Genomic DNA, 12,235 nt, shown 5'->3' with positions numbered 1-12,235 from the left:
TGTTCACCCGCTTTCGCGTTCGGCACAATGTTCAAGAATCACGACGGTAATATTGTCTTCGCCGCCATTTTCATTGGCCATCTGAATAAGAGTATCCGCTTTTGCAGGAAGCGAATCTGTTAATTGTAAAACACAGCTCATTTGGGCATCCGCTACTTTATTAGATAAACCGTCTGAACAAAGAAGCAGCAAATCTCCTTCTTCAAACATAATCGTTCTATAATCAACAGCCAGCTTTTCATCCGTTCCGAGCGCGCGTGTTAAGACATTTTTTTTCGGATGACTTTCCGCTGCTTCTTTTGTAATTTCGCCAGACTTGACGAGTTCATTCACAAGCGAATGGTCTTCTGTTACTTGTGAAAAACCATCTTCACTTTGCAAATAGCATCGGCTGTCACCGATGCTTGCAATCGCGCAAAATTTTTCTGTACAAAGAGCTGCAACAAGAGTTGTCCCCATTCCACTGCATTCCGGGTGCGTACTGGCATGAATTAAAATGTCTGCATTAATCGCTGGAATAATCGATTTCAGCCAGTTCATCGCATCGTCGGGCGACTGAATGCCTGCTGCTGTTTCATTCCAATGTTTTTCGAATGATTCAATCGTCATCCGGCTCGCGGTATCTCCCGCGTTATGCCCGCCCATTCCATCCGCTACAATGGCAAGACAGAGGCTGCTATTATGATGAAACACGCCGCCATTGTCTTCATTGTGTGAGCGGATTCGTCCACGGTCTGTTTGAAAGACTGCATTCATACGGTCACCTCGTTTCGCCGGCACGCTCTTTCGCGCGAAGCTGGCCGCATGCCGCGTCAATGTCTGTTCCTTGTTCACGTCGAATCGTTACATTCACACCATTTTCCTTCAATGTTTTCTCAAATTCAAAGATTTTATTGCGCGGTGTACGAACGTAGTCCCGTTCCAGCACATAGTTAACCGGAATTAAATTTACGTGGCATTTAATTCCTTTAATCAACGCAGCCAGTTCTTCCGCATGCGCCACAGAATCATTTTCACCGCCAAACAGTCCATATTCAAACGTAATACGGCGGCCGGTTTTTTCCGTATAATAACGGATTGATTCCATTAAGTCTTTTAATTTGTACGCACGGTTGATGGGCATCAGCTTCGTCCGCAATTCATCGTTCGACGCGTGAAGTGAAACAGCAAAATTAATTTGTGTTTTTTCATCGGCAAATTTATAAATTTTCGGTACAATGCCGCTCGTTGACACCGTAATATGGCGCGCTCCGATATTCAAGCCTTTTTCGTGATTGATCACGTGCAGAAAGGACATCATTTCATCATAGTTATCAAATGGTTCTCCAATCCCCATAATGACAACAGAGCTTACCCGCTCTCCTACTTCATCAAGTGCTTGCTGTACCTTCACTACCTGTGCGACAATCTCGCCTGATTCAAGATTTCGCTTCAAGCCGCCAAGCGTGGATGCACAAAACGTGCAGCCTATCCGGCAGCCAACTTGTGTTGTGACACAAACAGAGTTCCCATATTCGTGGCGCATTAGGACCGTTTCAATGGAGTAGCCGTCATGCAGTTCAAATAAAAATTTAATGGTTCCGTCCTCAGACTCTTGCCGAATCGCTGTTTTTAATACGGTAAACAAAAACGATTCATTCAGTTTTGCGCGCAGTTCTTTCGATAAATTGGTCATGTCTTCAAGCGTTTTCGCGCGCTTTACGTACAGCCAGTCAAAAATTTGGTCGGCCCGGAACGGCTTTTCACCGTTGTCTGAAAGCCACTGTTTTAATTCGTGAAGTTCCAATGAATAGATCGATGGCTTCTGCGCTTCCGTTTGTTTATTTATTGCTTTTGTCATTTATGAGTTTTCCTTCTTTCTGAATTTACTAATGAAAAATCCGTCGCCGCCGAAGTCGTCCGGAAATACTTGGATCATTGTGTGTTCCGGTTTGATCGGGATTTGTTCAAGCGGGACTAGCTCAAATTTCGGATGAGCGCTTAAAAAGGCTTCGACGGTTCCTTCATTTTCTTCCTTATCTACGGTGCATGTACTATACACAAGCACGCCATTTTCTTTTAACAGCGGAACAGCTGCGTCCAAAATGGCAAGCTGAATGCGCTGCAAGTTTTCTAAGTCCTGTTCGGTTTTCGCATATTTTAAATCTGGTTTTCGGCGAATAACACCGAGCCCTGAGCATGGGGCATCAACAAGAATCGCATCAAATGTTTCTTCTGCAAACAACTCTCCGGCTTTACGCGCATCTTGTTTTTGAACATGAATATTAGAAAGCGCCAGCCGGTCTGCATTCTGCGTGACGAGCTTTAGTTTATGCGCATGAATGTCAAGCGCATCAATGTGGCCTTCTCCGTTCATTTGTTCAGCAAGATGAGCAGTTTTTCCGCCCGGAGCCGAACACATATCGAGAATGCGCTGACCTGGTTTCGCACCGACAACCGGGGCCACGAGCATTGAGCTCTCATCTTGAATAGAAATAGCACCATTTTTGTAAAGAGTCGACCTTGCAGCATTTCCCTTCATAATTCGAATCGCATATGGCGAAACATCAGATGGCAATGCGTCAAATCCTTCTTCCTTCAAGACAGAAATAGCTTCATCACGTGTCATTTTCATCGTATTTACCCGCACTGTCTGCTCGGGAGCGGTCAAATTATGCTGGCACATCGCTTCAGTTTTTTCTTTGCCGTACGCCTTCATCCATCTTCTCACAAGCCAGAGTGGATGGCTTGTTTCAATGGAAATCCGTTCGGCATCGTCTTTAATCGATTTCGTGTCCGGCACGCCTTCACGCTGGATGGACCGAAGCACACCATTCACCATTCCTGAAATCCCAGTATGTCCGCGTTTTTTTGCAATATTAACCGCTTCATGAATAACAGCCCGCTCCGGTACTTTATCAAGATAGACCATTTGATAAAGAGATAAACGAAGCAAATTATGAACCCATCGTTCCGGCTTTTTTTTCAAGAAAGGAGCCAGGTAAAAATCAAGTGTCAGCTTTCGCTGAATCGTACCATATGTGATTTCAGTTAATAATGCAGTATCCCGTCCGGAAATATTATTTTTTTCAATCGCGTTGTTCAGCATTAAATTGCTGTAGGAGCCGCTTTTTTCCACTGTGTCAATTAAGTCCAGCGCAATTTCGCGTACATTTAATGTTTTCATTTTATTCTCCAAATACTGTACCAGCTTGAAGCGAAGATCCTGAGCCGCGCAAATAATCGCGTGCGCTCATCCGCTTTTTACCCGCCGGCTGCAGTTCCGTTATTTTTATCGCTGTGCTTGAACCGGTTGCAGTCACAATGCCGTCTTCTTCAATCGAAAGAATGGTTCCCGGTGTGCCGCTCGTATTAGACACCTTTTCACTTTTCCACACTTTTACTGCTGATCCGGCCAGTGTTGTATAAGCGACCGGCCATGGGCAAAGGCCCCGTACTTGATTATGCAGTTCTTCACCAGAACGGTTCCAGTCGATTTTTTCATCAGACCGGCGGATGTTTGATGCAAATGTCGCTTTTGATTCATCCTGAGACGTTCTTGAAGATGTGCCAGTTATAATTGCGGGAATCGTCTCAGACAGTAAGTCAGCCCCTACTACACTTAATTTGTCGTGAAGGATTCCCGTATTGTCATTTTCGTCTATTGTTACGGCCGCTTGTGCAATGATATCGCCCGCATCCAGCTTTTCGGCCATATACATAATCGTTATGCCCGTTTCTTGTTTGCCCTGTAAAATCGAATAATGGATCGGCGCACCGCCTCGAAGTTCCGGCAAAAGAGATGCATGCACGTTAATGCAGCCATATTTAGGTGCTTCGAGCAGCTCATTAGGCAATAGCTGTCCATATGCTGCCGTCACAACTAAATCCGGCTTTAAGCCGATAATTTCGGCCAGTTCGTCTGATTTTGATAATTTCTCAGGCTGCAAAACAGGGAGACCATGTTTGATTGCTGCTGCTTTTACCGGCGGCGGCGTCATGACTTTTTTCCGGCCGACCGGGCGATCCGGCTGCGTCACAACGGCAAGAACGTTATTGCCGTCTTTAAGTATTCTTTCAAGCACTGGCACGGAAAAGTCCGGGGTGCCCATAAAAACAATATTCGTCACTCTGCGTCCACCTTTTCCAATTCCTCGGCCGGAATGTATTTTTTTACTTTGGATGTAAATAACACGCCATCCAAATGATCCATTTCATGCAAAATCGCCCGTGCTAAAAACCCTTCTGCTTCAAACGTGTAAAATTGGCCTTTTACGTTTTGCGCTTTAATTTTAATTTGATTTGGACGTGTGACTTCCCCATATAAATCCGGAAAACTTAAGCAGCCTTCCACGTCTGTCTGTTTGCCTTCTGCCAACAGCAATTCCGGATTAATGAGTACAATCAAGCCGTGATCATCTTCAATATCAACAACGGCGAGACGCATATCTTTTCCGACTTGCGGTGCAGCAAGTCCCACGCCGTCCGCTTCAATCATCGTTTCCTGCATATCACGCACGAGGCGCTTTAATTTACTGTCAAACTGCTTTACCGGCTGGCATTTCGTCTCCAAAATAGCCGCTGGATGTTTAACAATGGATAAGATCGTCATCGTGTTCCTCTTTTCTACATCAGTACATATGGATGGATATCAACGGATACCATCAGTCCATTTGATTTCCCTTGTTTCGCATAATGCTCAAGCACTTGTTTCAACACAGCGCCAAGCTTTGGTTCACGTTTGTATTTTATCAGACATTGCCACCGATATCTATTGTTGATCCGTGAGATCGGTGAGGCTACCGGTCCTAACACAACAGCCGCCGGTGACAATTCCGGCTTAATGTTCATGACAATTTTGTTCGCTTCACCCGATGCCGTGATCGCTTCTTCATGGCTGACGGTAATAAGCGCCAAATAATAAAATGGCGGATAGCCACCCATTTTTCTCATTTGCATTTCCTGTTCATAAAATGATTGGTAATGCTGATCAGCGGCGAGCTGAATGCTGTAATGCTCTGGTGTATATGTTTGAATGACGACTTCGCCGGGCAATATATGCCGTCCGGCCCGGCCGCTTACTTGTGTTAACAGCTGAAAGGTTTTTTCTGATGCGCGAAAATCCGGCAAATGCAGCATCGTATCCGCACTAAGCACGCCAACAAGTGTAATATTGGGAAAATCAAGCCCTTTTGCGATCATTTGGGTACCAAGCAAAATATCTGCTTCTTTATGAGCGAATTTTTTTAACAGCCGCTCGTGCGCTCCCTTTGTTCCAGTTGTATCAACATCCATCCGGATAACCCTCGCTTCAGGCAGCAATTTCAGCAATTCTTCTTCCACTTTTTGCGTGCCGGTGCCGAAATGCCGGATATGTTCACTGCCGCATTCCGGGCATACGTTTGGAGACGGCTCTTCATGACCGCAGTAATGACATTTTAACTGATGACGATGACGATGATACGTCATTGAAACGTCACAGTTCGGACATTCTGCTACATATCCGCAGTCACGGCACATAATAAAAGAGGAATATCCCCGCTTGTTTAAAAACAGAACAATTTGTTCTCCTTTTTCGAGACGGTCCTTTATTTTATCAAATAAGTTACGGGAAAACATTGATCTATTTCCTTCTCGAAGCTCTTCACGCATATCGACAATATCAACAGTCGGCAGCGGCCGGTCATTGACACGTTCGGCTAATGTTAATAATGTGTAAACACCTTTTTGCGCTCGCGCGAAAGACTCAAGAGAAGGTGTGGCACTTCCTAAAATAACCGGGCACCCGTAAAAGCCCGCCCGCCAAATCGCGACATCACGGGCATGGTAACGCGGATTTTCTTCTTGTTTATAGCTTGTTTCGTGTTCTTCATCAATAATGATTAACCCAATGTTTTCAAATGGAGCGAAAACAGCCGAGCGAGCTCCGACCACGACTTTTACTTCTTTACGGCTGATTTTTCGCCATTCATCGTATTTTTCGCCAGTTGACAAGCCGCTGTGAAGCACCGCCACATCGTTTCCGAACCGCTGCTTAAAACGATCGGTCATTTGCGGCGTCAATGAAATTTCCGGCACTAGCACAATGGCTTCTTGTCCTTTTTTCAATACTTCACTGATCGATTGCAAGTAAATTTCCGTTTTTCCGCTTCCTGTTACACCATGCAGCAAAAACGTTTCCGCTTTTTCTTCCTTTACTTTTTCAAGAATCGGCTCAATCGCGGCCTGCTGGATGTCCGTCAGTACCAGCGGTGTATCCGGTGTAAACGTACGGCCGGCAAGCGGATCCCGGTACATTTCTTCTTGCTTTTCTTCAAGCAGTTCTTTGTCAATCAGCGCTTTTGCTACAGCAGAAGACATACCTGTTTCTTTTAACGGAATCCACTCGCCGGTTCTCCCTAAAAAAAACTGTATTGCTTCCACTTGTTTTAATGCATTTTTCGGCATTGATTGAATCGTTTCTTTGAGCAGCCCCTCAGACAACCTGCACTTGACCATTCGAACCGTTTTTTTTCGGCCTTTGCTTTTGACTGAATATAGAACATCGAGTGAGCCTTGCTTTACTTCTTTGCGGATTTCAGAGAGAGCACCTGCTTCTGCTGCTTCTTCCCACGCTATTTCATCTCGCCCGTTAAACAGAGACTGAACGGGCAAACTGAGCGTTGCAAACCCTGTCATCCGAATTCGCTTTGAATATTTCGCCTTCATCGCAGCAGGCAGCATCACTTGAAGTGCTGAAATTTTAAAGCAGAGGGATTCAGCGGTGAGCCAGTCTGCGAGCGACAGCAACTCTTCATTTAATACCGGCACGATATCCATCGGTTCAACAATTGGCTTTAACTTTCGGCTTTCATTTTCTTCTTTGATTTCCAGTACAAACCCTTGTACGTGACGCGGCCCGAAAGGCACAATGACACGCATGCCGGGCTGGATCACATCCTGCCACGCTGGAGGAATTTCATAGTCAAATGGACGGTCGGTCTGCATGACTGCAACGTCCACAATGACAGAAGCAATTCTCATTCCGCTTCACCTATTCGTACGGCCGCATCCTTCAAAATCTGAACAGCGGCTTCTTTTTTGGTCATTTTTTCAAAATCACGGTGTGTTCCATCCCGATGAAAAATGGAAATAATATTTGTATCGCCGCCAAAACCGGCGCCTTCCTGGTTCACATTGTTAGCGACAATCATATCAGCATTTTTTGATTCGAGCTTTCGTTTCGCATACATTTTCACATCGTTTGTTTCCGCTGCAAAGCCGACTAAAAATTGATTTGTTTTCCGTTCCCCAAGCGTTTTTAAAATATCTCTCGTCCGATCAAGCTCCATCGTCATCGAACCTTCCTGCTTTTTCATTTTGTTTTCGTGAACAACTCTTGGCCGGTAATCGGCAACAGCAGCTGTTTTTACAACGAGATCTGCCCCATCGTATACATCCATAACCGCCCGAAACATTTCTTCTGCACTTTCTACCTGGCGTATTGTAACGCCGGACGGCGGAGCAATGCTGACGGGCCCTGAAATAAGCGTAACGTCTGCACCAAGTTCATACGCTGCCTCAGCAATCGCATACCCCATTTTACCGGATGACTTATTTGTGAAAAAACGGACCGGATCGACTGCTTCCCGTGTTGGCCCTGCTGTCACGACGACCTGTTTTCCGGAAAGCAATTTTTTTTCTTTTCCGTCAAAAAACTCTTCCACCAGCCGGGCAATCACTTCAGGCTCTTCCATCCGCCCTTTCCCTGTATAACCGCAGGCAAGATAGCCTTCTCCCGGCTCAATAAATCGATAACTAAATGATTTTAACGTTTCCATGTTTCTTTGCACGGCGGGATGGACATACATGTTTACGTTCATTGCTGGAACGACCCACTTTGGTGCTGTACCGGCAAGAAGAACAGTTGACATCATGTCATCTGCAATGCCATTCGCCATTTTTGCGATCATATTGGCCGTTGCCGGTGCCACAATGACAAGGTCGGCCCAGTCGGCGATGTCAATATGCGCAATTTTGGATGGATCTTTTTCATCGAACGTATCGGTATAAACGGGCTCGCCCGATAACGCTTGAAACGTTATAGGCGCGACAAATTTTTGGGCAGAATCGGTCATAACGACTTTTACATGGGCGCCTGCCTGTTTTAGTTTGCTTGTCAGTGCGGCCGCTTTATAGACAGCAATACCGCCGCTGACACAAAGTAAAATGTTTTTTCCGTTCATTCATTTTCCCTCCGGTTCAGTCGAATCTTTATGTAAATATGATAGCATACAAAAAGAAAAGGCCGGTATTCGCCGCCCTTTTCCTTTTTTGCTTATTTACACTTCATCTGAATACGTTTTATTCGCGTCTTTCTTTTTCATAACAAGTTCATCGGCATAAATTTCTTCTAATGCTTTTCCAACAAATTTATGAGACTCGTACGCGCCAAGAGCGCCTTTTCCTTTGTTCTCCTGCATAAAACGAGCGCGTTTTGCCGCTACGCTGACCAATGAATATTTAGAATCGATTTTTGTCAGTAAGTTATCAATAGATGGATATAACATTATTGTTCCCCTTCCAGTTCCAGCATAATTTGGTATCGGTGCTGCACGCGTTCACGGCGACAATGCTCTGCTTCAACGATTGATTGAATTCGAGAGCATGCCCGCTCCACTTCATCATTTTCAACGACGTAATCATACAAGTCCATCATGTCGATTTCTTTGCGTGCTTGTTCCATCCGTCCTTGAATGACTTCGTCTGTTTCGGTGCCGCGACCGATAATTCGGCTGTGCAGCTCGGATAAACTTGGCGGTGCCAGGAAAATAAAGAGCCCTTCCGGAAACTTTTCCCGTACCTGACGTGCGCCTTCCACTTCAATTTCAAGAAAAATATCTGTGCCTGCATCAAGCGTTTCCCGGACATAATCAACCGGCGTACCGTAATAGTTGCCAACAAACTCCGCATATTCAAGCAGCTTGCCTTCTTGGATCAGCTGCTCAAACTCCTCACGGGATTTGAAAAAATAATCAACGCCATCTACTTCCCCTTCACGCGGCTTGCGTGTCGTCATAGAAATAGAATAGTCAAACGTTATATCTTCTTTTGAAAAAATCGCTTTTCGCACAGTCCCTTTGCCAACGCCGGACGGTCCGGACAATACGATCAGCAAACCTTTTTCTTTCACTTACTTCACAATCCTTCCTCAGCATCCTCATCTTTCAACGCCGCGCGGTTCGCGACCGTTTCCGGCTGCACAGCCGATAAAATAATATGATGGCTGTCTGTTAAAATGACCGCACGTGTCCGGCGGCCAAATGTTGCATCGACGAGATTTCCTTTTTCACGCGACTCCTGAACGAGCCGCTTAATCGGTGCCGACTCCGGGCTGACAATCGCCACAATCCGTTCTGCCGAGACGACACTGCCAAATCCGATATTGATTAACTGCATCGTCTTTGCTCCCCTTTGTCACGTTTCGTCCGTTTTTGCACACTCGATCTATTATATCATATTTGCCGCTTTTCCTGCTCAATAAAAGATAGAACCTCTTCTTTTTCTTCAACCGGTTTCGTAAATCCGAGCTCCATCTTCATTTTCTCCGTTTCAAGCAAAAAGTTTTCCTGCTTCAGTTTTTCCAATTCGATCTGGTCTTTTACCATTTTGTACTGAATTTTCGACTGACTCCTCATATGAGCTGTCACAATTGCCACGAGCGGGATTGAAAATATCATAATAACCGAAATTAAATCAGTCATACTGCCTCCCTCTTTTCTCCATTAGTTTGTAAAAATAAGTATACAGCAGTTTTCATTCTTAAAAAAGCGATGTTCTCGAATTTACGAAAGCAGCGTACACATGTTAAGATGAATAAATATGTTCGTACAAAAAGGGAGTATGATTCATGGCATTTGATGGATTATTTACAAAAGTAATGGTTGAAGAATTAAATGAAGCCCTCACAGGCGGGCGCGTGAATAAAATTCATCAGCCGTATAAAAATGAAACAATTATGGTGATCCGGGCACGCGGTAAAAATAATAAATTGCTCATATCTGCCCACCCGTCTTATGCGCGGGTACAGCTGACTGAAACCGTGCAGGATAACCCGTCCGAGCCGCCGCTTTTTTGTATTATGATGCGAAAGCACTTAGACGGGGCCATTTTAGAGAATATCCGCCAGTTTGGTCTTGACCGGACGATTGTATTCGAGTTTAAAGGAAAAAATGAAATTGGAGACATTTCCTATAAAGATCTTTACGTTGAAATTATGGGCCGTCATAGCAACATTCTGTTAGTCGATAAAGAAAAAGGGACCATCATTGACAGTATTAAGCATGTTCCTTCTTCTATGAATAGTTATCGGACAATTTTGCCCGGTGCAGAATATGTGGAGCCACCCGCACAACATAAACAAAACCCATTAATCGCGGATTCGGAACAAGTTACACGTGCAGTTGATTTTAATGCCGGTAAAATTGCTAAGCAGCTTGTGTCTGCTTTTGAAGGATTGTCACCGCTTATCAGCAATGAAATTGTCAGCCATGCAGGTCTTGCTAACCGTGAAACAGTTCCTTCTGCCTTTCTACAGGTAATGGCTCCATTATCAAAAGGTGCTTATTCACCAGTCATGATCGACAGCGGGGATAAAACATATTTTTATATGATCGACTTGCCTCACATTCAAGGCGAGCGGACGTATTTGAAAACAGTATCGTCGCTTCTTGACCGTTACTACTTCGGCAAAGCTGAGCGCGATCGTGTCCGTCAGCAGGCAAACGACCTTGAACGGTTAATTGGAAACGAACTTCAAAAAAATCGTTCTAAAATTCACAAGCTTGAACGGACGCTTGCGGAAGCGGAAAACGCTGGAGAATATCAGCGCCTCGGTGAACTGCTGACCGCGAATTTGTATGCCGTTAAAAAAGGTATGAAAGAAATCGATGTCATTAATTACTATGATGAAAATGGTGCAACGGTAACAATTACGCTTGATCCTCAAAAAAATCCGGCGGATAATGCACAAAAATATTTCTCCCGTTACCAAAAAGCAAAACATGCTGTTATTGTTGTTCAGGAACAGATTGAAAAAACAAAAGACGAGATTCGGTATTTTGAGGCCCTTTTGCAGCAACTTGAATCGGCTTCACCACGGGATATTGAAGAAATTCGTGAAGAGCTGGCTGAGGAAGGCTATATAAAAGCGCGGCATATAAAAAAGAAAAAGAAAGCAGCCGTCCCTGCGATCGAAGAATATGTGTCAACAGATGGAACAGTTATTCATGCCGGCAAAAACAACCGGCAAAATGATTATTTGACGAACAAGGTGGCCCGCCGGGATGATATTTGGCTTCATACGAAAGACATTCCAGGTTCACACGTTGTTATTCGTTCCGATGATCCATCAGAAGAAACAATGTTAGAAGCTGCTATGATCGCGGCGTACTATAGTAAAGCGAAAGATTCTTCTTCCGTGCCGGTTGACTATACGAAGGTTCGATACGTAAAAAAACCGTCCGGCGCTAAACCCGGCTTTGTTATTTACGACAATCAGCATACCGTCTATGTAACGCCGGATGAAGGCCAAGTGATGGCCATGAAGAAATAAAAACAGCGGTGAGCTCAAGCTCACCGCTGTTTTTATTTATTTTGTTCCCCACGCATCAGGGTTTTGCTTCCATTGTTTTAATGTTTCAATGTCACTTGATTCCACATAGTTCTTTTCAGCCGCCACTTCAATGAGTGCGTCATAATCGCTCAGTGCAGCCGCATGTAAGTCCGCTTCTGATAGACGCGCATCCCCTTTTGGCAGCCCATATGTAAAAATGGCTGCTACTCCAAGCACATCACAGCCTGCCGCACGCAAAGCTTCTGCTGCGGTAATAGCACTGCCGCCTGTAGAGATCAAATCTTCAATGACAACCACTTTTGAACCCGGCTCGACTTTCCCTTCGATTTGATTGCCTTTTCCATGTTCTTTCGCTTTTGAACGGACGTAACACATCGGCAGGTTCAATACATCAGATACCCAGGCGGCATGCGGAATGCCTGCTGTCGCTGTACCGGCGATGATTTCTGCTTCCGGATATTGTTCTTTAATAAGCTCCGCTAATCCCGCGGCAATTTTTTGACGTGTTTCGGGATATGACAGCGTTAAACGATTGTCGCAATAGATCGGTGATTTCATACCGGATGACCATGTAAAAGGATCATTAGGCTGCAAATACACGGCACGGATCTTTAATAGTTCTTCTGCAATTTGTTTTTTCAT

Annotated in this window: 13 protein-coding genes; 1 reads left to right on the top strand and 12 read right to left on the bottom strand. The window is 44.8% G+C overall.

Annotated features, from left to right (window positions below):
- Positions 1-3: 3 nt before the first annotated feature.
- From NLX67_RS06050 to NLX67_RS06000, 11 genes are all read right to left on the bottom strand, one after another.
- Positions 4-756 (bottom strand): Stp1/IreP family PP2C-type Ser/Thr phosphatase, encoded by a 753-nt coding sequence (locus tag NLX67_RS06050; RefSeq protein WP_254310724.1) that lies wholly within the window; start codon positions 754-756, stop codon positions 4-6.
- 4 nt (positions 757-760) lie between these two features.
- Positions 761-1,840: a dual-specificity RNA methyltransferase RlmN gene (gene rlmN, locus NLX67_RS06045; RefSeq protein ID WP_254310723.1), complete on the bottom strand. Its 1,080-nt coding sequence runs from the start codon at positions 1,838-1,840 to the stop codon at positions 761-763.
- Positions 1,841-3,166, bottom strand: coding sequence for a 16S rRNA (cytosine(967)-C(5))-methyltransferase RsmB (rsmB, locus tag NLX67_RS06040; protein ID WP_254310722.1), 1,326 nt, complete (start codon positions 3,164-3,166; stop codon positions 1,841-1,843).
- A gap of 1 nt (position 3,167) precedes the next feature.
- Positions 3,168-4,109: a methionyl-tRNA formyltransferase gene (gene fmt, locus NLX67_RS06035; RefSeq protein ID WP_254310721.1), complete on the bottom strand. Its 942-nt coding sequence runs from the start codon at positions 4,107-4,109 to the stop codon at positions 3,168-3,170.
- Complete coding sequence (def, locus tag NLX67_RS06030) at positions 4,106-4,591, bottom strand: peptide deformylase (protein ID WP_046181070.1); 486 nt, start codon at positions 4,589-4,591, stop codon at positions 4,106-4,108. The genes fmt and def overlap by 4 nt, the downstream gene beginning before the upstream one ends.
- A gap of 14 nt (positions 4,592-4,605) precedes the next feature.
- The gene (gene priA / locus NLX67_RS06025; protein WP_254310720.1) at positions 4,606-7,002 is read right to left on the bottom strand and encodes a primosomal protein N'; all 2,397 of its coding nucleotides are present in this window, start codon (positions 7,000-7,002) and stop codon (positions 4,606-4,608) included.
- Positions 6,999-8,204, bottom strand: a complete 1,206-nt coding sequence (gene coaBC, locus NLX67_RS06020) for a bifunctional phosphopantothenoylcysteine decarboxylase/phosphopantothenate--cysteine ligase CoaBC (RefSeq protein WP_254310719.1) — start codon at positions 8,202-8,204, stop codon at positions 6,999-7,001. Before coaBC ends, priA begins: the two co-directional genes overlap by 4 nt.
- Positions 8,205-8,300: 96 nt before the next feature.
- Positions 8,301-8,528 (bottom strand): DNA-directed RNA polymerase subunit omega, encoded by a 228-nt coding sequence (rpoZ, locus tag NLX67_RS06015; RefSeq protein WP_046181067.1) that lies wholly within the window; start codon positions 8,526-8,528, stop codon positions 8,301-8,303.
- Positions 8,528-9,151, bottom strand: coding sequence for a guanylate kinase (gmk, locus tag NLX67_RS06010; RefSeq protein ID WP_046181066.1), 624 nt, complete (start codon positions 9,149-9,151; stop codon positions 8,528-8,530). Before gmk ends, rpoZ begins: the two co-directional genes overlap by 1 nt.
- A 5-nt stretch (positions 9,152-9,156) precedes the next feature.
- Positions 9,157-9,417, bottom strand: a complete 261-nt coding sequence (remA, locus tag NLX67_RS06005) for an extracellular matrix/biofilm regulator RemA (protein ID WP_046181065.1) — start codon at positions 9,415-9,417, stop codon at positions 9,157-9,159.
- Between the two features lie 56 nt (positions 9,418-9,473).
- A complete protein-coding gene (locus NLX67_RS06000) occupies positions 9,474-9,722 on the bottom strand; it encodes a hypothetical protein (protein WP_254310718.1) in 249 nt (82 codons plus the stop codon).
- A gap of 146 nt (positions 9,723-9,868) precedes the next feature.
- On the opposite strand from NLX67_RS06000, the gene NLX67_RS05995 reads away from it, so the two are divergent.
- Positions 9,869-11,572: an Rqc2 family fibronectin-binding protein gene (locus NLX67_RS05995; protein ID WP_046181063.1), complete on the top strand. Its 1,704-nt coding sequence runs from the start codon at positions 9,869-9,871 to the stop codon at positions 11,570-11,572.
- Between the two features lie 36 nt (positions 11,573-11,608).
- Here the strand turns inward: NLX67_RS05995 and pyrE are convergent, their stop codons facing one another.
- On the bottom strand, positions 11,609-12,235 hold the full coding sequence (gene pyrE / locus NLX67_RS05990; RefSeq protein WP_046179622.1) for an orotate phosphoribosyltransferase: 627 nt from the start codon (positions 12,233-12,235) through the stop codon (positions 11,609-11,611).

The sequence above is a fragment of the Domibacillus sp. A3M-37 genome (genome assembly GCF_024213455.1).
Taxonomy (GTDB): domain Bacteria; phylum Bacillota; class Bacilli; order Bacillales; family Domibacillaceae; genus Domibacillus; species Domibacillus tundrae.
This window is presented reverse-complemented; position numbering and strand designations above follow the sequence as displayed.

What these genes read in the sequence shown, in the direction of transcription:
- NLX67_RS06050 (WP_254310724.1), bottom strand. Translation starts at nt 756, where the DNA reads ATGAATGCAGTCTTTCAAACAGACCGTGGACGAATCCGCTCACACAAT.
- rlmN (WP_254310723.1), bottom strand. Translation starts at nt 1,840, where the DNA reads ATGACAAAAGCAATAAATAAACAAACGGAAGCGCAGAAGCCATCGATC.
- rsmB (WP_254310722.1), bottom strand. Translation starts at nt 3,166, where the DNA reads ATGAAAACATTAAATGTACGCGAAATTGCGCTGGACTTAATTGACACA.
- def (WP_046181070.1), bottom strand. Translation starts at nt 4,591, where the DNA reads ATGACGATCTTATCCATTGTTAAACATCCAGCGGCTATTTTGGAGACG.
- priA (WP_254310720.1), bottom strand. Translation starts at nt 7,002, where the DNA reads ATGAGAATTGCTTCTGTCATTGTGGACGTTGCAGTCATGCAGACCGAC.
- coaBC (WP_254310719.1), bottom strand. Translation starts at nt 8,204, where the DNA reads ATGAACGGAAAAAACATTTTACTTTGTGTCAGCGGCGGTATTGCTGTC.
- rpoZ (WP_046181067.1), bottom strand. Translation starts at nt 8,528, where the DNA reads ATGTTATATCCATCTATTGATAACTTACTGACAAAAATCGATTCTAAA.
- remA (WP_046181065.1), bottom strand. Translation starts at nt 9,417, where the DNA reads ATGCAGTTAATCAATATCGGATTTGGCAGTGTCGTCTCGGCAGAACGG.
- NLX67_RS06000 (WP_254310718.1), bottom strand. Translation starts at nt 9,722, where the DNA reads ATGACTGATTTAATTTCGGTTATTATGATATTTTCAATCCCGCTCGTG.
- NLX67_RS05995 (WP_046181063.1), top strand. Translation starts at nt 9,869, where the DNA reads ATGGCATTTGATGGATTATTTACAAAAGTAATGGTTGAAGAATTAAAT.
- pyrE (WP_046179622.1), bottom strand. Translation starts at nt 12,235, where the DNA reads ATGAAAAAACAAATTGCAGAAGAACTATTAAAGATCCGTGCCGTGTAT.